At 62.1% G+C, this 21,382-nt stretch carries 18 protein-coding genes; all 18 read left to right on the top strand.

The window, feature by feature from the left end:
• Positions 1-1,563: RHS repeat-associated core domain-containing protein (locus K2R93_18925; protein MBY0491922.1), on the top strand; the 1,563-nt coding region annotated here is incomplete at its 5' end.
• Positions 1,560-1,916 (top strand): immunity 8 family protein, encoded by a 357-nt coding sequence (locus K2R93_18920; GenBank protein MBY0491921.1) that lies wholly within the window; start codon positions 1,560-1,562, stop codon positions 1,914-1,916. The genes K2R93_18925 and K2R93_18920, both read left to right, overlap by 4 nt.
• Positions 1,917-2,050: 134 nt before the next feature.
• On the top strand, positions 2,051-2,452 hold the full coding sequence (locus K2R93_18915; GenBank protein MBY0491920.1) for a hypothetical protein: 402 nt from the start codon (positions 2,051-2,053) through the stop codon (positions 2,450-2,452).
• A gap of 297 nt (positions 2,453-2,749) precedes the next feature.
• On the top strand, positions 2,750-4,567 hold the full coding sequence (locus tag K2R93_18910; protein ID MBY0491919.1) for a hypothetical protein: 1,818 nt from the start codon (positions 2,750-2,752) through the stop codon (positions 4,565-4,567).
• A gap of 553 nt (positions 4,568-5,120) precedes the next feature.
• Entirely contained in the window at positions 5,121-6,008 is an 888-nt protein-coding gene (locus tag K2R93_18905) for a hypothetical protein (protein ID MBY0491918.1), read from the top strand.
• A 222-nt stretch (positions 6,009-6,230) separates the two neighbouring features.
• A complete protein-coding gene (locus K2R93_18900) occupies positions 6,231-6,767 on the top strand; it encodes a helix-turn-helix domain-containing protein (protein MBY0491917.1) in 537 nt (178 codons plus the stop codon).
• Between the two features lie 292 nt (positions 6,768-7,059).
• The gene (locus tag K2R93_18895) at positions 7,060-7,839 is read left to right on the top strand and encodes a hypothetical protein (protein ID MBY0491916.1); all 780 of its coding nucleotides are present in this window, start codon (positions 7,060-7,062) and stop codon (positions 7,837-7,839) included.
• A gap of 2,151 nt (positions 7,840-9,990) precedes the next feature.
• On the top strand, positions 9,991-10,716 hold the full coding sequence (locus tag K2R93_18890) for a hypothetical protein (protein MBY0491915.1): 726 nt from the start codon (positions 9,991-9,993) through the stop codon (positions 10,714-10,716).
• Positions 10,713-11,534: a hypothetical protein gene (locus K2R93_18885; protein MBY0491914.1), complete on the top strand. Its 822-nt coding sequence runs from the start codon at positions 10,713-10,715 to the stop codon at positions 11,532-11,534. The genes K2R93_18890 and K2R93_18885 overlap by 4 nt, the downstream gene beginning before the upstream one ends.
• Before the next feature lie 7 nt (positions 11,535-11,541).
• On the top strand, positions 11,542-11,850 hold the full coding sequence (locus K2R93_18880; GenBank protein ID MBY0491913.1) for a hypothetical protein: 309 nt from the start codon (positions 11,542-11,544) through the stop codon (positions 11,848-11,850).
• Positions 11,847-13,340, top strand: coding sequence for a hypothetical protein (locus tag K2R93_18875; GenBank protein ID MBY0491912.1), 1,494 nt, complete (start codon positions 11,847-11,849; stop codon positions 13,338-13,340). The genes K2R93_18880 and K2R93_18875 overlap by 4 nt, the downstream gene beginning before the upstream one ends.
• Positions 13,341-14,362: 1,022 nt before the next feature.
• A complete protein-coding gene (locus K2R93_18870) occupies positions 14,363-16,240 on the top strand; it encodes a hypothetical protein (protein MBY0491911.1) in 1,878 nt (625 codons plus the stop codon).
• Between the two features lie 23 nt (positions 16,241-16,263).
• Positions 16,264-16,482 carry a hypothetical protein gene (locus tag K2R93_18865; protein ID MBY0491910.1) on the top strand — a complete coding sequence of 73 codons (219 nt, stop codon included), beginning with the start codon at positions 16,264-16,266 and terminating at the stop codon, positions 16,480-16,482.
• Between the two features lie 254 nt (positions 16,483-16,736).
• A complete protein-coding gene (locus K2R93_18860) occupies positions 16,737-17,714 on the top strand; it encodes a tyrosine-type recombinase/integrase (GenBank protein MBY0491909.1) in 978 nt (325 codons plus the stop codon).
• A 161-nt stretch (positions 17,715-17,875) separates the two neighbouring features.
• On the top strand, positions 17,876-18,532 hold the full coding sequence (locus K2R93_18855; protein MBY0491908.1) for a hypothetical protein: 657 nt from the start codon (positions 17,876-17,878) through the stop codon (positions 18,530-18,532).
• 147 nt (positions 18,533-18,679) lie between these two features.
• Positions 18,680-19,216, top strand: coding sequence for a hypothetical protein (locus K2R93_18850; GenBank protein ID MBY0491907.1), 537 nt, complete (start codon positions 18,680-18,682; stop codon positions 19,214-19,216).
• 468 nt (positions 19,217-19,684) lie between these two features.
• Positions 19,685-20,521: a hypothetical protein gene (locus K2R93_18845; protein MBY0491906.1), complete on the top strand. Its 837-nt coding sequence runs from the start codon at positions 19,685-19,687 to the stop codon at positions 20,519-20,521.
• Between the two features lie 69 nt (positions 20,522-20,590).
• Positions 20,591-21,313, top strand: coding sequence for a hypothetical protein (locus K2R93_18840; GenBank protein ID MBY0491905.1), 723 nt, complete (start codon positions 20,591-20,593; stop codon positions 21,311-21,313).
• The last annotated feature ends 69 nt before the right edge of the window (positions 21,314-21,382 follow it).

The following is a 21,382-nucleotide window of genomic DNA, read 5'->3' as shown; positions in this document are numbered from 1 at the left end:
GTGCAGCGCGCCTCGTACAACGCGCTCGGCGCCGTCGTAGTCTCCGACGATGGAGCCTACTCGAGCCGACAGGAGGAGTTCCTTGTCGACGGCCTGGGGAATCGGAAGCAGGTCAAGCGCCTCAACAGCCGCGCAAACACGCACTCCGACTACAATCGCATCCGCCTCAACACGTACGACAGCAACGGCCGCCTGACGGCCACGGTGGACTCGGCGTCGATCCCGGCGAACACCAACGAGTACAGCCTGAGCCGCTCCGTGACGTACGATAACGCCGGGAATGTCCGCTACCGCTTGGAGACGGAGTACGACAGCCAGCTGGGGAACTACTGGGGGAGCGACTACGTCGCGAGCTTTTACGGCGCGAACGACCAGCTGCGCGTCGTGAACCGGCACCGGGGCGTGAGCGCGCACAGCACCGACTCGCTGCCGGGCGCGCGGGGCGTGTGGGAGGAGTACCGCTATGACGCCCTCGGCCGGCGCGTAGCGACGCGCTCGGTGCGCGACAGTTTCTGCCCGTCCAGCGCGACCGAGTGCCGGTCGTACATCGAGCGCACGGTGTGGGACGGGAGCCAGCTGCTCTACGAGATGCGCACGCCCGACTCGCTCCCGAACACGGATTACACGACGGCGGGCACGCTCAACGCCTACGGCGCGGTGATCTACCTGCATGGCCCGGGCACGGACCAGCCGCTAACGGTCACGCGGATCGGCCTCAGCGGCTACAGCGAGTACGCGGTGGCGCCTTACGCGGATATCCAGGGCGTGTACAAGGGCGCGAGCACCATGAGCGGGGCCGATCAGGCGACGTGCGCGGCGGGGCTCACGTGCCCCGGGATCGACTGGCCGTGGGGCCAGCAGACGATGGACGGGCTCGCCACCCTCTCGTCGGAGCGCACGACGTGGTGGGGCAGTCTGCTCCAGGGCACCGATGGCAGCGGGCTCAAGTATCAGCGGAACCGGTTTTACGACCCGGCGACGGGGCAGTTCACGCAGAGCGATCCGATCGGGCTGGCGGGGGGGGCGAACCTCTACGCGTTTGCGAGTGGAGATCCGGTCAACTTCCGTGATCCGTTTGGGTTGTGTCCAAAGGGCGTAGCTACCTGTTCGCTGCTGGAAGAGTTCGTCCACTGGCTCGCCCCAAAGAGTCGCTCAGCGAACAGTATCGCTTCTGCGGTGACAAAACTCGCCGGCAAACTAGATGCGATGGTGAACAGCTGCGGAACTGGGATGACATGCGGTGTAGTGCCACTTGCAGGAGTTCTCAGTTCGCCCGGTCCAATCGTTCAAGCTGCAGCAGCGGGGAGTGGGAACTTCGGCTTGGGGGTTGCGAGCGCAGAAGTAGCTGCAGCCGCAGGCGAGGCGTGGGTCGGCCGAGGCGCTAGATTAGCCAGTGATGGCAAAACCATGATAAGCTCCGACGGACTTCGCCAGTACCGTCCCCCTAGTTTTAAGCCGAGTTGGAATCAGGTTCAGGCAAATTTCCAGTCTCGGGCTGTTGCAAAAGGTCCTTGGGATAATAACGGACATCTTACCATTCTCATCCAGCAGCGTCAGCCATGAGAGCCGTCGTTCAGTCCTTACATAGTCCGGACATAAGCGAACTAGAAACGTTTACGGCTGGCCCCGAACCTTTCTCGCTTCTGATTGAAGCGACAATTGGCCAGGACGAATCGAGAGGAGGTGAACAGTTCTGCTTCACCGTATGCAACTGCCCAGCGATGAATCTCGAGGTTGAGAATGCCTCGGGGCGTGCCTGGATCCGATCAGTCCTGTTAATGAAAACCTTCAGCTATCAGCTATTGATCGATGCGCTCAACGAACTTTGCGCACGTGCTGGCGAAGGGGACTGGGATTCAATCGCGCGTTACATATCCAAGTATACTTCGTGGGAGTTTGAAGACTTTCAAAGCTAAGTACGATTGCACGGTTAGAGGCTACCGCCGAGAATAGCGAAGAATTTGACACACGTTGCGACGGCCAGCTCGGGAACGACTGGGGAAGCGACCACGTCGCGAGCTTTTACGGCGCGAACGACCAGCTGCGCGTCGTGAACCGGCACCGGGGCGTGAGCGCGCACAGCACCGACTCGCTGCCGGGCGCGCGGGGCGTGTGGGAGGAGTACCGCTATGACGCCTTGGGCCGGCGCGTAGCAACGCGCTCGGTGCGCGACAGTTTCTGCCCGACCAGCGCGACCGAGTGCCGCTCGTACATCGAGCGCACGGTGTGGGACGGGAGCCAGCTGCTCTACGAGATGCGCACGCCGGACTCGCTCCCGAACACGCACTACACGACGGCGGGCACGCTCAACGCCTACGGCGCGGTGATCTACCTGCATGGCCCGGGCACGGACCAGCCGTTGACGGTCACGCAAAAAATCCACGGGCACAGCCGGACCACGGCGGCGCGCCGCGCACAAGCACGCATCCGCGATAGCCGGCGAGCGCAATAGCCGAGCGGGATCCGGCAGGCGCGCCTCGTCGCCTGGGCACGGCACCATAAATCCGCTGCTCACCATGAAGCTCGTGCGAACAGGGCGTGCATCGCTCCCTCATCGCTTTGGGTCCACTTCGTCACATGCAGGGAAAAGGAACGTTCGTCGAGTCTACGTCAAGCCACCTAGTCCCAAATACTTCTAAGAGAGGGCCGTTAAAGAAAAGTACAAGAGAGAACAATCTCAGCCTCTGCTTCAGATTCGAGGAGGACCGTCGTCGACGGTTGTAGATCCCGCCCCCAAGGAGGAGTGTCCGTGTATCGAATCACGAGAGCAGAAGCTTCGCGTCGCCCACCTGCTGTGATCGTACTCACCGCTGCGATTCTCGGTGCCGCATGCACGCCGACCGAGGCTCTACGACCCACGACAACCTCCTCGACAGCGACAAATGATGTCGCGCAATCTCATGACGCGTCGTCGGTGGCGTTCTCCATTTCATCATTGGCTGACATCAGTCTTGAAGTGAAAGGCGAGTTCCGACCGAATCGCCCAATTACGGTTCATGCCGCGGTGACCGCTCTGCGCGATATAGAAAAGGGCATAGCGGAATTTACCTACACTTCAGACGACGACCGTAGACGATCTGCAAATCGACACATCCAGCAGCGCATATCGGTGCGCCGCGACTCGAAAGTCGACTTGGAGAGGACGGTTTCGTTTGCCGCTCCAGGCTACTACAGCCTCTCGTTCGTCACGCATGACAAGGAACCCGAGAGATTGCAGACGGTCAGTGAGCAGTTCTCTCGGCACGTTGCGTCAAAAACAATTTGGTTGCTGATCACTGATGAAGGCGGCCGATCGGACGCCGAATATCGAAATCCAATCGCTTCAGATTCCCTCCAATTCCTGACTCAGGGTACCGTTGGATTGTTCGTCCGACAAGACTCCGTCTTGAACGAGTGGAAAAGGCGACAGGCAAACGTGAGGTCAGATGCCGGAGTACTTGCTCAAAAAAGTCTCTCGTCAGGCCCTACCTTTCGCGGCCGAATCACCTACGTCGAAACAATTCCTGCAGTGGGTGCTGACAGTAGCGTTGGTGTGCCCAACGCGAAGGTGACCGGACACTGCAGTACGGTCGGTGGAACCTCGCTCGGCTACTGGGAAGTCGTGGCAGATAGCGGCGGAGCATTTTCAGTTGATTGCCCGGCGGACGCGTTCTCGACATATGTCGTAGCGTACCTTAGCAATGAGAGCGCAGAGGTTAACGGTTACAACAACTCGTGGAGCGGCGCAAATGGTTGGATCTCCCTGATGGATTTTGGACTTCAAGTTGATCTCTCCGTCGCCAACAATCAGGCGGCACATGTCTTTCGCTTGCATCAGCAATACAACGAGTATGCCGCTACGCTATTCGGCCGGAGTCGCAGCCAGCTAAACTGGCGGGCGAGCAATTCTACTGCTCAGACGACCGCGTTTATTGCTGCTTCAGACTATATCCGCACCCACCCAGACGACGTTTGGGGGACGTTGGGGAAATTCATCGTCACGCATGAGTACGGCCACGCGTTTCACTACGTCGCCCTAGAGCCATGGAGCACTTATACCTGCGGCCTCAACGGCCGTCACGTCGCGGACTCTGCGTACACCGCTTCGTGTGCCTTCGTTGAGGGCTTCGCCGACTTTTATGCGGCGCGTATGCGCAACGTCGTCGAGGGTTCGAGTGGAATGTATGCGACGCTGTCCCAATACCAGCTCGAGCAAAATGCGTTTCGAACCATTGGCAACGGCGCATTGATCGAGTCGGCCTTCGCTGCCTTCCTGCTTGACCTGGTTGACACAAGCTCAGACCCCGACGGGATTAGTGGCGACGACGATGCTACGTCGATTTCGCATGCGCAGCTGGCAGAGATCATGACAAACTGCTATCTCACTTCACCTAGCTGGACAGCACTTACCGCTTCAGATCAGTTCGTATACTGTGCTGCGGGCTCGGTTGGTGAGCGCTCCTATGTATCGGGCACGTGGCTAAGCTCGTGGGGCTCTTATGGCGGTATAGGGTTTTCGCCATACACATCGCTTCCATCCCAGTCGGAGGTGCGCGCACTTTGGAAGTATAATTTCTATAATCAGTAGGAGGTTCTATGGCTCAGATATCCAGGGCGGTACTGCTATCGTCAGTACTGCTCGCGCTCTCTGGTTGTTCGACCTCCGGGGGGCCCTCTGAGACGGCGACACTGGAGATTACCGGCGTGGCGGACGTCGAGGGAATTGTCACGGATTCGCTCGGCGCTCGGCTTGATTCGGTTCGCGTTATTGTCGGGAGCGCTGCCGATTCGGTGCTGCTGCGGGCCTCGGCCGCGACCACCAACGCTGACGGAAGCTTTTCTATTCGAGTCGAGCGCCTACTCCTGCGCGGGAGCGCAGACTCGGTACTGGTGACGTTCGCGGCCCGCTCACTTCGTTCCCGTCACCAACTTCCCGACGGATCCACTGCAGCCGTCACTCGACAGTTGTGGATTCCACTCGCTGTCCCGCCGTCAGCCGCAAGACGTGTGATCGTAAACGTTGCACTGAACGTTGAGCGATAGCTGCCTCCCCTCGAGGCACGGTAGAGTAGCTGCTTAAGCATGGACGATGTTCTCGATGCTCCCTCGCAGTTCCAAGGCGCGAGGGAGCACTGCGCAAAATGGTCGTTTCCGAGAGTGCGCGCGTCACGGTCGCGGCCGACTCGGCGTCAATCCCGGCGAATATGATTGAGTACGGCCTGAGCCGCTCCGTGACGTACGACAACGCCGGCAACGTGCGCTACCGCCTCGAGACGGAGTACGACAGCCAGCTCGGGTACTGGGGGAGCGACTACGTCGCGAGCTTCTACGGCGCGAACGACCAGCTGCGCGTCGTGAACCGGCACCGGGGCGTGAGCGCGCACAGCACCGACTCGCTGCCGGGCGCGCGGGGCGTGTGGGAGGAGTACCGCTATGACGCCCTGGGCCGGCGCGTAGCGACGCGCTCGGTGCGCGACAGCTTCTGCCCGAGCAGCGCGACCGAGTGCCGCTCGTACATCGAGCGGACGGTGTGGGACGGAAGCCAGCTGCTGTACGAGATGCGCACGCCCGACTCGCTCCCGAACACGGACTACACGACGGCGGGCACGCTCAACGCCTACGGCGCGGTGATCTACCTGCATGGCCCGGGCACGGACCAGCCGCTGACGGTCACGCGGATCGGCCTCAGTGGCTACAGCGAGTACGCGGTGGCGCCCTACGCGGATATCCAGGGCGTGTACAAGGGCGCGAGCACCATGAGCGGGGTCGACCAGGCGACGTGCGCGGCGGGGCTCACGTGCCCGGGGATCGACTGGCCTGCTGCGGGCTCCAGGATGGGCGGAACCGATACAAAGACCGGGCGACCTGGGCAACTCATCTCGATCCAGGATGCGCAATGGATCAAGGGCGCCATGCACCACCAAGCTGCCGAAGTAGCGAAGGGCCGAATACAGAAAGTACGGGCCGGCAAGCACTATCTCGTTTACAGCGCAGCTCACTATTTCCAAAGCAGGACTGACGGCCACTAGTCACGCAGAAGATGAGGCTCCTAACGAATGCTGATCGGAGCGAGGCTTTGGTCAGTAGATGTGCACTCGAGCCGATCGGTACGCTACGAAATCTCAAGACTTATCGGATTCGGAATTGTCCTGAGCCATGAGGAACATGGGACTCGCAGTCGTCATAGCGTAGCGCTGATTCGTGGATGGTGCCCGAACCTCGATGCGGCATCTCGGGAAAAAGCCTCAAGTATGATTCAGCCGGTCGTGCTCACGTCGCATCCAACGATGCGCTTCACAACCGGTCAAGCGTCGCTCGCGCACTATCATGTGTTCGACATCTGCGATCCAATATCCAGGCTCTCGCTGCTGGCAGCGATCGCCGCGATGGTAAATACTGCAAGCGGCGATGTGTACCAGCCGAACTGGATGACTGAGCCATTCCTTCGAGGTATCGCAGAAATCTTGAGAGGAATCAATCTCCATATAAATCAACTGAGCCTCGCAACACGGCTGGGAGTCTCACCTTCGACCGTGCGCAAGTGGTTTGCCGCGAGCTCGCATGCGAGCTGTCGACGAACCTTGCTGTGCATGCGATCACTCGTGGTTGCCCGGGAGCTTCATCGCACAGCGGACAGTGCGTCGACGATCGCATATCGGCTAGGCTTCGAGCACGCCGAGACGATGTGCAGAATGCTGCGCCAATTTGGCATCTGCACAATTGAACTTCGACAAGACGTCGGATTTAGACGCCTTGAAGCTCTGGTTCAGCAGGAGTTGGGCTATTGATCCGACCGAGAGAAGCGCAATTGTTCTTGCGCGCGGGCCGGGAGCGGGTAACTAGTGCAGCACGAGATGGATGCAGGCTCTTGCGAATATTTTAGAGCCAATGTTGACGCAATCTGAACGGACACACGAACGGTCACGAAGATCGCTCGGAGGGCGCTTGCCGGTTAGTACCTCTATGAAATGGCTTCAGGCGGTGCGAGCACGGAGTACTGGGCAATTCGCCCTGTTATTGCTCTTGACTGCTTGTCAGGGATCTTCGGACAGGATCCTTCTTCCACCTTCGTTTCAGCCAATGGGAATTGTGCTGAACGCTGGCGCCGAAGCGGCATTACTCTGGGGACGTGGCAGCGAAGAACTCCTGTACATCTCGGCGAACAAAACGCTGGCTACACGAAGGTTACCCGTTCCTGCTGAGCGTCTACTCGCAGTTGCCTTTGATAAGGGCGAGAACCTCGTCTGGATCGATTCCGGTGGTCATCAAGGTGCGCAGGGGAGGCAACCCGCGAGCGGTGAATCTAAGCTGACCTTTTCGACAGCGCTGCTTCGATTGGAGAGTGCTGTGTGGTTCGATGGAAAGTGGTTCGCAACGAGCATCAACCGCGATAGTTCAGCGTCGCTTTGGTCGCTTGACGGAGCTCCGAAGGAGCGGCTGCGCATTTACCCTGAGCATAAGCCGCTGCATCCGTACGTTGAGCGAGCGTTCGTCACAACCGTTCATGGCGCACTCGCGGTCGTTAGTCGATACTACCCATTCCGCGTCATTCGACTGGATAGTACCCTCGCGATTCGAGATACAATCATCTTCGACATGCCCGCCATGGATTCGAGCGGCTCCGTTCGGCGGAACAATGCTGCACTGTTTGTGCTTGCCGCTCTTAGTGATCGAAGGGCAATCAATCTGTCATTGAGCGACCCGTTTAGCCTTCGACGAGTCGTACTTTCGAATGAAGCGCCGCCGATCGAAGGCAACGACGGATCTACACCGATCGCCAGATTCCTGGACGGGACGACGGTGTCGGTAGAGCCGGTTTCTAGAGGTCAGCTGTCTCTTCGATTTCGAAAGCCACAGTGAAGGCACCCCCTATCGATGGAGGAAGTATGTCAGTCGCTATGAAGTGGTTGCTTTCTGCGGCTGCCGTTCCTGCTGCAGTGTTCGCCGTCAGTGCCATTGAAGCGCAGTGTGCAAAATGCGTTTCCGGCGCGTGCCAGTGGGGGCCATTGGCGCCGCCAGCATACGCCGATTGCATGGTCCTCGGTGGAACTTGCTACAACAGCGTGCAGAAGTGTGGCGGAGACGAGACGCTGGAGTTTGCAGCCGTTGACTTCGGGCTCGATGGCCTTGGGGCTCTTAATGACCGCAGGGCATCAACGATCCTTGATCGGGCGAGCGGAACTCAGAAGGTTCGCATTCACTGCAGCGGAATCGTCGTCGGTCTGTCGTAGCCGTGCTTGACCGTTGCGGAGTCGCGCAGGTTTGGAGCGAGCCTCGTTCCCGCGCGGCTCCGTTACGCGTCCACTTGGTCCATGACCACGAATTAAGGACGTGTCAGTGAAACATGGTTTTAACTTTGCTAGTCTGCTCACTCTCTTCGCCATAGCTGGCGCCGAACCGACGGCGAACGCGCAGGAGGCGAGTGCTCGGCTGATTCGACGGATTGACGGCGTCGCCGAGGGTCTTTCATTCCGTACGCTCTCCGATGGTGTCGTGGTCAATCGGGGTCTTCAGTTCATCTCCGATCGAGAGAGCCCATCCGTGATTCGCGTGAGGGACGGGAAGCCGTTCCTGGTCGGTAGGGCGGGTGCAGGGCCAGGTGAATATCGAGACCCGGCCACACTTGCCACTCGTGGTGATACGCTGATCATCATTGAGCCGATTTCCCAGCGAGTCACACGAGTACCTTCGCCTTACAGAGTTGGGGCGACGAGCGTGGAGCATCTCGCGCGTCAATCGGCCGAGACGAGCGCTCCCATCGCTATAACGGGCACTGGGTTGTTCTTTCTTGACTCTCCAAGCGATAACGACGAAGTCGAGACCGGAAAGCCATACACACAGAACCTGCAGTGGAGGGACGCTCGGGCAACCCGATCCACGCCGATCGTCCGCTTCTCGCAGACCAAGGGAAGCACGTGGTCCATTCCAGTGCTCATAGATGGCAGAGAATTTCGAAGCGCATCAGTACAACCGTTCGTCGCTAGAACGCTATGGGCGGCGAGCAAGACTGGCCGCGGAGTAGCCGTTCTCGATCAGCAAGCTGATGATCGGACCGGCTCGGCTCTCGTTAGGATACGATTTTGGGACGCGAGTGGGCAGCCGGCGGGACAATGCCAGTGGACTGAGCGCTTGATACCACTGACCCGGGGCACTTTCGAACAGGAGATTGCGCGAGCTTTTCGGGATCCCCGCGTCAAGGTTCGGAGAGAGGATATCGATCGAGAGACGGCACGGCCCAAGTATTTGCCTGCGATTGAGCGAATGATCTTCGCGTCCGATGGAGAAGTTTGGCTCAGAACATCTTCTCACCGCACGTCGACCCTTGAACACTACCTTCACTTGCGCCCCGACTGCACGGGCCGCACACGTATCAGCTTTCCTACGCAAGCCGTGGTTCTCGATGCGACGGACGGTGTTGTGCTCACGACGTACAGCGACGACGAAATACTCGAAGCTCGCCTTTATTCGTATGCATCCCCGCGGAAATAGTCGGCTTATAGTGAGAGTGGATGCCGTATGCACGGGAGTGACAGACGGCCCCGTCAGAGCGCAGCCTCTCAGTCGCTTCCATCGCGCTGTCAGTGCCGCTTGAGCATTGCACCGAAGTAGGGTCAAAAGTGAACACTCCGGAGGCCTCCCAAGCGCTTTAAGGGAGACGCTCTCCCGTCAGATCTTGGCAATTGGCGCGCTAACATGGTGCCGCTAGCGTGGGGCTCCCTCATCAGGAGCCCCACGCTGCGTTCGAACACTTCGCTCCACGCGGTCCCGCCCTTTCTTCCGCTCCGCGCACGAGTCGCCGCTTCGTTGCTGTCGGTGCTCGGTCTACGTCCGACCTCGCGCCGCGCTCGCTGGCTGGGGGTTGTCACAGCCCTCGCGGCGCGACAGGCGACCGACGAGAGTGCTGTAGTTGATTCAGCTCGTCGTCGACTCTGGAGCGTCACGGACGGTGCGCTGGTTCGTCACCGGGCAAATAGGGCGACATCGCCGGCCCTGACACGACTCCGCGCGGCCGTGCCGACTCTGGCTCAGCGCGCGCAGGATGCGACCGACGCTGCCTTCCGGCTCGAGTCGTTGGTTCCGGCGGGGGCGGTCGAAGAGGCGCCGAGCTGGGTCTTGCGATGCATGCTGGTCGTGGGGCTCCTGGCCGAGTCGCTCGTCAGCTATGGAAGCCTGGGCGCCACACCCTTGGCCGACTCGCCTCTCGTGTTGGCAGCGTCATGTCTCGCACTGCCAACGCTGGTCGCGGCCATTCTCTCGCGGGCAGGAGTCGTGGTGCGTCGCAGCGTATGGACAGGAAAGATTGCCGTAACAGATGTGCTGCTGGTCGCACTGGCCCTCGCCGTGGCCGTTGTGCTTGGCGTCGGGCTGACGCTCAGCCGCGTGGGTCCAATGAACGAAGGACGTACGGCCGCCCTCTGGACGTCGGCAGGTCTGCAGGCGGTAATCCTGCTGCTCCCATTGGTCGATGGATACTTGCATGCCTCTCCCGTGCCTGGTCTTCGCAAGGCGCGTCGCCTTCGCGACCGGACGGTTCAGCGGCATGACGCCCACAAGGCGGAACTCCAGCGGCTCGAGGCAGAGCACGCCGAGCGTGAGGTCGAGTTGCTCGCCAACGCGGAGGCGACACATTCGGAGTTTGAGCGCACGCTCGCGCGCTTCGGACCCTCGCATTCTGCGTGCGCATCGGCGTCGACTCAGCCAGGACGTGCTGTGCTCTCGTCAGCGACGGTTCGATGAACCACCTCCTTGCGTTTGCCCAGCGTGCAGCGCTGCTGATCATCCTTTCGCTGGTCGCATGCCGCCCAATCGTGGGTACACCGGTCCGAACCGGTTGGGCGGTCGACGCCCTGCGAGGACGTCTCGTGCTGCTGTATGTTGATCGGTCCGCTTCCGTCGCGGACACCATGTGGAGCGAACCCATGCAGCGTCTCACGGCTGAGCTCCGAGCAGGGGATCGGCTCCTCGTGTATCCCATCGGAACGCGTGCGCCCGATGTACCGCTCTTGGACACCACGCTTGCGGGCAGTGTCGCCGATCGCCTTTCTGGAGAGTTGGGGCTGTCGACGCGGGTGAGTCGCATGCGCGACAGCGAGCGTGCGCGAGATCTGGCGGTCGCCCTTCGTCAGCGTGCGGCAGCCGCGCGGGCGGTGGTCGGGGCGGCGCAGAGCGCCATCGTGTCGGCCATCTGCCATGCGGTACAGCTCACGTCGGCAAATCCAGACCGGCGCGCCGTAGCCGTCCTGCTCACCGACGGTGTTGAGGAAAGCCAGTACGGCAACCTGTCGAGGGGTCGTCCGACGCCGCAGCTGGCCCGTCGCGTGGTCGGCGCGGTTCGCGTCAACGGGGGCTGTGCCGCCGTGAGCGAGTGGCCAACGATTCGGATGGTTGGCATCCGCCATCGGTCGAACACGCAGGCACTGCTTCGGTGGTGGATGATCGTATTGACCGAAATGGGCTACCTGCCGAGCCCAGATGACGTTTCAACCCATCGTCTGACTCCGTTCCTCGCTGCCTCCATTCGGCCACAAGCCGACAAAGGGCCTCATGATCAGTGAGCTCTCTGTGGAATACCACGCGCGACATCTCGCCATCACGGTGGTGGGGCACCTAGACTTGGCGCTCGCGCTCCGACTCTCACGCGTGCTTGCTGCTGCACACGAATACTACCGCTACACCAGTGCGCTCGTAAACCTGCAGCACGTACGGTGCGGCTCGCGATCTTGCCGCATAGTTCGCGAAGCGGTGGCGAATGCTTCGGCCAATGGCTGTCGGGTAGAGATAGCCGCGACGCCGACGCTGCGCGCGCGCATCGATGCCGAGTCGGATCGCATCGCGCAGAACGCGCGCCGGCGAATGGGCTTCAGCCGATGACTCAGGCGTTGGATCTGTCTGCGCCGCTCGTCGTGCCCGAGCTTGCGTCGATCGGCCTGACCTTTACGCGCGCCGCGCTCACGCGCGGAGTGCTTGCCGTGGGCGGTACGGGTTCTGGCAAGACCAAATCAGTGCTGCTTCCACTACTTACGGCGATTCTCAGGGAGCGCGCGCTGGCGGCGCCGGAGCACCGGAGCTCAGTCGTGTGCATCGACCCGAAGCACGAGCTGGGCACCTACGTACGTGCAATCGATCCCCGGGTCATTGAAGTCGGCGCCAGTACCGAGCGTCCACTGGATCTGTTTGCGTCTGCTGATCGTGGACACCTCGATGCTGGGGCGGTCGTCGACCGCTATTTCGCACTGAGCAGCGTCTTGATGGACGGGGCGCGTGACGGCTTCTGGCGAACGGGCGCTCGTGAGCTGCTGCGCGAGTGCGTGTCCATCGACCTGCATTGCCTCGAGCGTGGTGGGGCAGGTGGCGACGCGCACATCCGTCGCGCGCTGCTGTGGCGTGCGCTTTCGCGCGCTGTGCTAGACGCGGGACGCATCACGCCCGCGGAGGCGCGTCTCATGGTGTCGCCACGGCGGCCCATCAGTCGCTATCTCCAGTTGATCCGCCTGTTGGTGCGCGACGGGAGTTCACCTTTGGGTGGGGCGTCTTCGGCGACGCTCCTTCAGCGCGTATTGAGCCAGCATGTCCCCGATCTCGCCCTTCCCGCACTCTCGCGTCTTGCCGAACTCTCGTCCGAAACCGCGAGTTCGTTGTCGGCGACCGTGGCGGCGCTCGTCGGATGTCTCTCAACTGAGCGTGTGCAACGGCTGGTTCGATTGGACGTGCTGCCTCCGCTTCGAACGACACCGGTACTCTCGATGGCGGATGTCGTACGCTCCGGGGCCGTCGTGTTGTATCAGCCACGGCGCGGCAGTGAGGAGGAGTCGACGATCGGACGCGCGGTGAAAGCAGCACTGTATGATGCGGTTCTGGCGGGGGTGGCCTGTACCTCCTTCGGTGCCATTCAGCGGCTCGTCGCCTTAGTTGTCGATGAGGCACAGGAGGTGATCTCCAGTACGGGAGTGAGCGACGCGCAATTTCTGGCGGTTGGGCGCGCGTTCGGTGCCGCGACGGTCTTCGCCACGCAGTCGATCTCGGCGCTGCGCGATCGACTGCCGTTGGGATCCCATGACACTGTCCGCGCGATTCTGACCAACTTGGCCACTCGAGTGCAGCTCGCGACAACCGATCCGCTTACGATCGATGAGCTGCGGCCGCTCATACCACTGCCACCGGCAGGTGGACCGCACCTTCTTGATGTGCGATCGCCGGCACAGTACCTCCCTGGGGAGGCGATCTGGATCGCGCCGGGGGGGTGGGGAATCGGGGCGGTTCCGATCGTCGCGCCTATCGGCGACGCGCGTGCACCCGCGCAGCCCCGCACAACAGATCGGATCGACCACCCGAGTTTGCAGCGAGCCCCGCGTTCGAACTAGGGTGGTTCATGCTGAACATTCAAACGCGGTTTCCGAGATGGTTACACGTCGTGAAGGTCGTGACGCTCCTCGGCGACGACGAACGCGTGACCCGCAACGCCTTTCAGAAGCATGGCGCCGAGGACGCATGGAGCTGGGCCACGGCACAGCGCCCCGCCGGCACCCCCGGCGGACCAAGGGTTGGCACCGCTCCCTGGCGGGTCTTCGCCGAGGGCCAACGTGCGCGGGACGTGCGGCCCTTGCTGGCGTTGTGGTTATCGAGCGAGGAGCTGTGGCCGATCACCTTGGACGACCTGGCGAGCCTCGCACTCAGCGATGCCGAGGTGCGGGAGCGCTGTCTCCTGGCAGAGCGGCTGGCCGCGCTGCTCCTCCATCAGCCCCATTCGTGGGCATGGCTGTCCGCGTCTGTCGGGCTCCTCAACCCTGAGCACGTGGATCCGTTACTGGACGATGTCGACGACTTGCTGGGTGACCTGCACGGCCGGCCACTTCGGACGCCGCGGAAGTCAGGGACAGCCGTCTCCGCAGCGACTCCCCGGCCGAACCTCGTGCCACCCGCGCCGGCGGCACGTCCGTCGCCGGGTCCGACACCTCCCGCGTTGTCGACGAGACCGCGCCTCTTTCGGTCTGGCGACCGGTCAAATTCCCCGCCGCTCTAGCACGTTTTCCGGAGTGCGGAACTCGGGATAATAGTTGCTGCCCCCGAGATACCTAGGGGATCGGGAGCCGGGGGGAGGGCCTGCCCTGTTCCATCCCAACCTATCCACTCACCGCTTCGCTCCCCGAGGCACTGACGTGCTCCGGCACGTCGATCGTCGGGGCCGGTGAGGGATCCGGGACCAGGCCGCCGCTCGAAGGCGCCGGGACAGCCATCCTGAGGGTACCGAAGACGTACGGTGAGGGATCCGGGGCTGGAGGGGTAGCCCCCACAGTCTTGGAGCTGCCGAGGGCTTGGCAACTTCGACGAGGGGGCCCTTGCTGCAGTGGGCTCTCGGGAGCCCCCGTGAGCCGCCGGTGGCGCGATGAGCCACCGCCTGCAGCACGGACTCCGCGGCGTGCACATCCTTCCTCCCGAACTCGACGACATCCTCGGACTCAATCGACGCGGCACCCACTGGTACCGGCAGGATCGCTACCCCGATGGAAAGTTCGCGCAGATGTCGCAACAGCTAGACGATGCAACCGTCCTTGAGGCGCTGCACGGACAGTGTTGGATCGGGTCCCGTGCACGGACCGATGACCGGGGAGTGGCGATCATGGACCGAATCGCCATCGATATCGACTGCAAGGGCGACGCCTCGATCGCTGATCGAAATCGTCGCTACTGGCTGGTGCGCAAGGCCTTCGGTGACAGCGAGCCGCTCGTCTACGCCACGCCGTCAGGCACTGGATTGCGAGTGGTGTACCGGATTCCACAGCAGCCGCTGGAGACGTGGATCGCGTCAAAGTCGCACGGCCGTGTTGCCGATTGCTTGCGCGCAGCTGGCCTGCAGGTGAAGAGCGGCGCGATCGAGATCTTCCCCCAGAAGAAGTTGAACGATCGCACGATGCTGGGGCCAGACATGCCGCTGCTCAACGCGCAGACCCTCGAGCACAAGATTCCGTTCGGCCGGACCCCGGAGAACTGGATCGACTACGTCGCGCTGGCGCTGCCACACGTCCGGAGGTGGTACGCCGCGCCAGCGACCGCCGTGCTCGATCGCATACGGGAGGGCGCCGCACGATGGCAGTCGATGCACCCGGAACGCGCCTCACACGACGTGTTATTTGACGACGAAACTGCGGGCAATGATGGGGCCTCGCGCCGTGCGTACAAGCCGAGCGGTGTGCTGGAGCGTGGCCTGTCGGAGCCCGGGTCACGCTTCGAGGTGGAGTTCCTCGCTGCCTGTGAGCTGGTCTACCACGCACAGTTTGATGGAGGCAGCACGAAGGAGGAGCTGGCTGACGCGCTGGCCCGATGGCTCGCCGCGAAACACCACGGGTTCTCCAAGGAATTCAATGAGTCCTTGCGACGACATCGTTCGAAGGATGAGGCGATCGGCGCGTGGACGCGGCGCTATTCGATGCGCGACTCACGAGGACGTGACATCTTCGACCGCGCGGCAAGCGTGGTTCGACGCGGTCGGGAGCACATGTCGCCCGTCCTCAGCGATGATCTGTTCGAGTGGATTCATACGCTTTCAGCTGATTTCGCAGGAGCTCGCCGGTATCGATTTGAAGCTTGGTTCGTAACGTTTCTGCACACCGTCTTGCTTTACCAGTTCAAGACGACGCGGACCGACGAGGGCGTGGCGTTCACGTTTGGCTTCGCGGCCAAGCGCCTGCAGCGCATGCCGTTCGGAAAGGGCTCATACACCTATGCGGGACGGTCGCAGACCGCCTACGCCGCGTACGTCGACCATCTGCAGGCCAAGGGCGTGTTGTTCACTGACGGCCTGTTTGTCAGTCCGACCATGCGCAAGCCGAATGGCGCGCTGCCACAGCGGTCCTACCCGTGTACGTACAAGCTGATGCTCCCGCTTGCAGTTCGATACGAGCAGGTGGTCCCGCCGACGCCGCAGACCCCCGAAGCCTTCTCGGTCGCGCTCGCGGCGCACGCGCGCTGGATTCACGCGACTGGGAAGCACTACGGTCGCGCGACGATCTGGGGATGGGCTGACGGTGATGTACCGGACGCAGCAATCGCGGCCGACGTCGCTCCGACAACCGTCGCCACATCATCGGATGCTTCGCTGGCGTCGCTGCCCACGCCCCGGATCCCTCGCCGATCTAAAGCGCCGCCATCGATGCACGTGCCCGGTACTCGGGGCTTTCGAATCGCAGATCGGTCGAAGAAAACGCAATCGAGCGCAACGCAAACGGCCGCTATGGTGAGCGTGGTCCCGGACGACGGGACGTAGAGACCACCCTCCATCTGCCAAGCATGTCCGAATCGCCGCGTCTCTCGCCCATCGTTTCTCTACCGGCACTGCTCACGCCTGCGCAGGCGGCGCGTCTCCTGATGGTGTCCGTGAGTGTGCTGCCTTCGCTCCGTTTGCCCGAGGTGCCGGTGCCGTCCCGCGGCGCGGGACTCCGACGCCACGTGCGGTACCGCTTGACCGATGTGATCGCAGCGGCTGGCAGCGCTGCGGATCGTCGCTGACGCCGAGCCGCCTCGTGGAGAACGTGATCATCCGCGGTCGTACCGCGTACGTGTGGCTGCCGACCCAGTCTGGTCGTCGCCGCCGGGTCGCGCTTCGATGGCTGCGTCTCGCAGCCGACGGGAAGGGGCGTGACGCATTGATTCGAAAGGGCGGGGAAGTTCTCGCCCGCATTGAGGCGCAGCTGTTCCGGTGCGCCGTACCGAAGTGGACTGTTCTGAACGCCGTGCATGATGGGCGCTTGAGCTTGCAGGAAGTGAACTCCACACTTGCCCGACCCGACGGACTGCGGCAACTCGAAGAGACGCTGCAAGAGCAATCGGAGCGGGCGAAACGCGAGGCAGCCGCCGCGATTGCGGTGCTCCCGCTCGTGGATCGCTGGTCTGCGCTCACCCCTGGACGCCGTCATCGTCCTACCAGCGCGACCGTGGCGAATCGGCGCGGACGCATGCGTCGGCTCGCCACGATGCTGCCCACGCTCGGACTCTGGACGCGTGACAATCTGCAGCGCGTGGTGTCGCCCGGGCCGACCGCGACGGATGGGATGGTGGGTGTCGGTAACGGGGCGACTCAACGCACCTACCTGCGTGACCTCCGGCAGTTCTGTCAGTGGCTTACGGAGGAGGGCCTCCTCCCGAATAATCCGGCGACCGCGCTCACAGTGGATCGCCACTCGGCGCCGCCGATTCGCGCCGTGCCGATCGACCTACTGCTTCGCATTCATGACGCTCTGCCGATGGGCCCACTCGCCGATGCGTTCGGCTTCCTGGTGGCGACTGGGGCCGAGCCACAGATCGTCGAGCGAGTGACGGTGGAGGACGTGCGGGAGGCGACTCAGCAGGTGTGGCTGGCAGGGACCAAGAACTCGTTCCGCCAGCGCTGGGCCTACGTCGAAGCGTGGTATTGGCCTACACTCGTTGCGCGCAGCCGCGGACTGCCTTCAGGCACTCGGCTGTTTGCCGTGACGCGTGGCCGACTCGCCGCTGCCGTGCGTGCGGCGGTCCAATCGCTTCGCAAGAATGATCCCCTCGGAACGATCCCCGCCGACTTCCGACCGTACGACACGCGGCACGCGTTTGCCGCACGGTATGTGGCCAGCGGCGCATCGCTGCGCGTGCTCGCGGACCAGCTGGGGCACGCCAACGAGTCGATGATCATTCGCCTGTACGGCCGCTACCGGTCGGACTCGTCCTCGCTGGCCGCGCTGGATCCAGGGTCGGTCCGCCGGCGCTGAGGTGGCGCGCGTTGCCGTGTCGAGCCTGTGGTCTCGGTGAGGGATCCGGGGCGGTGGCAACAGATCTTGCCAGGCCAATCGTGCACGTCCACCTGTAGATCGTTCCGGCCGACTGGATCACCAGATCGCGCCCGTCTGATCCCTTCTTACAGGAGCGTCGCATGTCTGGACAGCTGGACCTCTTCGCGGAACCCTGCTCGATCACGATGCATCGTTTGGCGTTCTCTGATCGAGAGGCGCTTGACGCCTACCTCGAGCCGTGGCAGCAGCACCCCGATCCTGCGATTCGGACGCGCGTCGGTCGTTATCTCTCGTCACCCCTCAAGGTGCAGTACCTCCATGACCCCGTGGAGGCCTTGCGCATCGAGGCACTCGAATGCTGTGCCGCACCGCTCGAGTCGATTGTAGCTGCGCACTCAGATCCGTCGCCCCAGCTCCAGAGTGCCGCCTTCGCGAGCCTCGCGCGTCGATCGGGCGAGCTCGAACGCGCGTCTGACGATCTCAAGGTCGCAGCGCTCCTCACGCTTGCGGGTGAGGAGCGGCGCGCGTGGCGTTGCTGGCGCATGCGCCCGCTCGCGCTGCTGCGCCTCCTTCCGGAGGCACGGCAGGCCGAAGTCATCGCTCGATGGCTCACGGCCGGCGCCGCCTGGATTGAGCATGCCTATTGGAGGCAATGCGAAGGGTGGATCTGTCACGGTCGATTCCGGTCGTTCGCTGAGCAGGCACACACGTGCGACGCGTCGTGTCGGCGTCGGCGGAATCATCTCGCGGATGCGGGGCTTTGCACGGCGGTTGCCGGGGAACTTGCCGGGATATAACGCGCTGAATGGCGGTGCGACAATCGCTTGCAGTTGACTGGCGACGCGCGGAGGGGCCCCGAATGGGCGAGTTTCGCAATTCATGCAACACGACGGCGCTTACCCCCATACTGGGTAGGTAGCCGCTCGTACATCGACACGTCGCCGATGGTCGACCGGCGGGCACGAAGTGCTAATCCTTTGCCCCTCTCGCCGATGCCGACCACGTCGTTCCCCACGCCGTTGATCGAAACCCTTTGGAACATCGACGGCCCCACGCGTGCCGCGCTCATCATCTTGACGGGCGCGCTGCCCTTCGATCGTCGACCGGAGTGGATCCTCCCGTACCTGTCGGAAGACGGCATCGACTTCGATGCGCTCAGCTGGCATGAATTCGCGACGGAGGAAGAGGACGCGCTCGTGGCCATCGCAGCGTCCCTCTATGGGTACGAGGACGGTGGGCGTCCGGTTGGTGTCAGTCTGTGCCTGGCTTTGCCGCTCCTCTCTGAGGAGAACTTCGCGACGGTGGTCTTCGCCATGAAACTGGGCGTCGAACTCCCCGAAGAATTCCTCCGTGACGCGTGGCCGCTGGCGCAGGTGAACGACGTCTTTGTCAAATCCAACACGCCTGCGCGCCGAGGGCGCGTCGGTAAGGCGGCGCTGCGGAAGTCATCGCCGAGGGTGCGCGCTCGTCGCGGGCGCTAGGGACGACGCTCGATCGCGCTTCTTCGCTCGGTTCAGGCCGATGTCGCCCATCAGCGTCGTCGGCCTTCGTGCCTCGTGTCGGTGACTCCGCCGACTCGTGAGCGATCGGGTCTCGCCGAAGGTGGCTCGTGGTCGTTGTCTAAGTTGTTTCACGTGAAACACTTAGCGGCATTCTCCCGGAAAGCACGGCGTAAGCCACATCGCCATTCCGCCCCCAGTGGCGCGATGGGCGATCATCCCTGGGAAGGATGGAGTCAAGAAGCTCTAGGATCTCCGAATCCTCCCGAGCCTCCGGCACACAGCGCAAGACACCGTAAGACCACCCACGGTTATCCAAATATTGTCCAGCAACGTCCCCACTTGAGGGCGTCGCTGCGTGTTGTACCTTCTACCGGTTAAGGCGGTAGGCGCTGTGGATTGTGCAGTACTTGCCGATTGAAGGAGACTAGTCAGGCGTTCCGCGACGCAATGAGCTACGAAATCATCGAACAGTGCCTGCGAGCAAAGACCGGGCGCATGGAGGAGTGCGAGGACACGATCGTGATCACCCCGCACTTCATCGCTATTGGGGACGGGGTGACGTCGAAGTCGGACGGGCTGTGGGGGGCTACCCGGACCTCAGGAAGGGTCGCAGCTGACCTATTCGCCGAGTTGCTGGTTGACTTACCTCCAACGATGGCCGCGCACGAAGCCATCGTCTGGCTCACTCATGGATTCCAACAGTTCTACGAGAAACAAGGGCTCTTGGACGTCCTCGAGCGCATGCCTGACAAGCGTCCGGCAATCACGCTGGCGATCTATAGCGTGGCCCGGCGCGAAGTTTGGATGCTTGGCGATGGGCTTTGTCGGATCAACGGCCAAGTGCGTATGCACGAGAAGGCCATTGATGTCGCATTGGGAGCCATGCGGGCGGTTGTGTTGGAACAAGCGATTGCAGAGGGTTGCACGATCGAAGAGCTCTTGCGTCGAGACGTGGGGCGTGAAACGATCCTGCCGTACCTCCGCAAACAGAGCCTGTTGCAGAATCAGATGGCCGAGACCCCCTTTTCATACGGCGTCTTGGATGGATTCCCGGTACCACGGCGATTCGTCGAGATACATCCTGTCGGAGATCAGCCAGCGGAACTCACCCTTGCGTCGGATGGATATCCGACCTTGGAGGCATCGCTGGAAGCGACAGAAGAGTTGCTGCGTTCGTTGCTCGACACTGATCCGCTTTGCTTTCGCGCGTTGCGCTCGACGAAGGGTATGCGCCCAGAATGTGAGGCGCATGATGATCGTGCCTATATTCGCTTTCGCGTTTGACTCTTCACCCCACCTGTGTCTTCCTTTCATTCAGTTGCATCGGGTACGCATCGGCTTCTCCGGGCTGCGATGTCTCATCTGGATCTGAGCGCTCGCTGGGATCCGTTCTTGATCTACGACCCGCGAACCCTGTTGAACCTGTACGGCGAAGAGTCAACGATGGTGCCCGGGCTTCCCTATACAATTCTGTGGGAGGCGACAGAAGGGCCGACGACAGCGGTTTCGTGGGATGTGGAGCTCGATCGCACGCTCGATTTCGCGGTTGAGTGGCCCGTGGGTGATTGGCACCTGGTGGCATCCGCCGGCTACGAGTCGCTCTTGCGCTCGAGGCGCATCTCTGACAATGAGGACTTAGTGAGGGTGGCGCGGTTGGATGTGGGGGCGGAAACGGTCTCACTGGTGGTTCAGCGAGCGGCTTATCACGAGCAAGCGCGCTCGAACCTCATTCTGGATTACCGAAACGAGGGGTACTCACGCGTTCCGACACTCAGGCAGTTGATGGCCCGTGAACATGGACGGATGCTGCCAAGCCTCGGCGACCGCAGGTTGGCAAACACTATCGGCGTATGCTTGCTCCTCTTGTTCAAAGAAGAGGGTGAGCCCGTACCCTACCTCACATATCGCGCACCCAATCTGGGTGTATTCCCGTCGGCCATCCACTGTTCGGCCGGTGGCGCTGTTCGCTGGTCCGATGATCTGCTCACTCGCCCCTTCCTTTCCATTCTATCTGAGCAGATTCAGCGTGAAATGGTCGAAGAGTTGGGGATTTCCCCTCTTGAGGTTACTGACTGAAGCGCCCCGGGTTTGATGGAGGCTCCCCGCTTTGAGAGATTGGGAGCATGGCACGAGACAAAGGGATTG

Source organism: Gemmatimonadaceae bacterium, from assembly GCA_019752115.1.
In the GTDB taxonomy this organism is placed as follows: Bacteria; Gemmatimonadota; Gemmatimonadetes; order Gemmatimonadales; family Gemmatimonadaceae; genus Gemmatimonas.
The sequence above is the reverse complement of the archived record's forward strand: the minus strand, read 5'-3'. Positions and strand labels throughout refer to the sequence as shown.

What these genes read in the sequence shown, in the direction of transcription:
- K2R93_18875 (MBY0491912.1), top strand. Translation starts at nt 11,847, where the DNA reads ATGACTCAGGCGTTGGATCTGTCTGCGCCGCTCGTCGTGCCCGAGCTT.
- K2R93_18850 (MBY0491907.1), top strand. Translation starts at nt 18,680, where the DNA reads ATGGTCGACCGGCGGGCACGAAGTGCTAATCCTTTGCCCCTCTCGCCG.
- K2R93_18905 (MBY0491918.1), top strand. Translation starts at nt 5,121, where the DNA reads ATGGTCGTTTCCGAGAGTGCGCGCGTCACGGTCGCGGCCGACTCGGCG.
- K2R93_18865 (MBY0491910.1), top strand. Translation starts at nt 16,264, where the DNA reads ATGTCCGAATCGCCGCGTCTCTCGCCCATCGTTTCTCTACCGGCACTG.
- K2R93_18845 (MBY0491906.1), top strand. Translation starts at nt 19,685, where the DNA reads ATGAGCTACGAAATCATCGAACAGTGCCTGCGAGCAAAGACCGGGCGC.
- K2R93_18885 (MBY0491914.1), top strand. Translation starts at nt 10,713, where the DNA reads ATGAACCACCTCCTTGCGTTTGCCCAGCGTGCAGCGCTGCTGATCATC.
- K2R93_18900 (MBY0491917.1), top strand. Translation starts at nt 6,231, where the DNA reads ATGATTCAGCCGGTCGTGCTCACGTCGCATCCAACGATGCGCTTCACA.
- K2R93_18840 (MBY0491905.1), top strand. Translation starts at nt 20,591, where the DNA reads ATGTCTCATCTGGATCTGAGCGCTCGCTGGGATCCGTTCTTGATCTAC.
- K2R93_18895 (MBY0491916.1), top strand. Translation starts at nt 7,060, where the DNA reads ATGGGAATTGTGCTGAACGCTGGCGCCGAAGCGGCATTACTCTGGGGA.
- K2R93_18870 (MBY0491911.1), top strand. Translation starts at nt 14,363, where the DNA reads ATGAGCCACCGCCTGCAGCACGGACTCCGCGGCGTGCACATCCTTCCT.
- K2R93_18855 (MBY0491908.1), top strand. Translation starts at nt 17,876, where the DNA reads ATGTCTGGACAGCTGGACCTCTTCGCGGAACCCTGCTCGATCACGATG.
- K2R93_18920 (MBY0491921.1), top strand. Translation starts at nt 1,560, where the DNA reads ATGAGAGCCGTCGTTCAGTCCTTACATAGTCCGGACATAAGCGAACTA.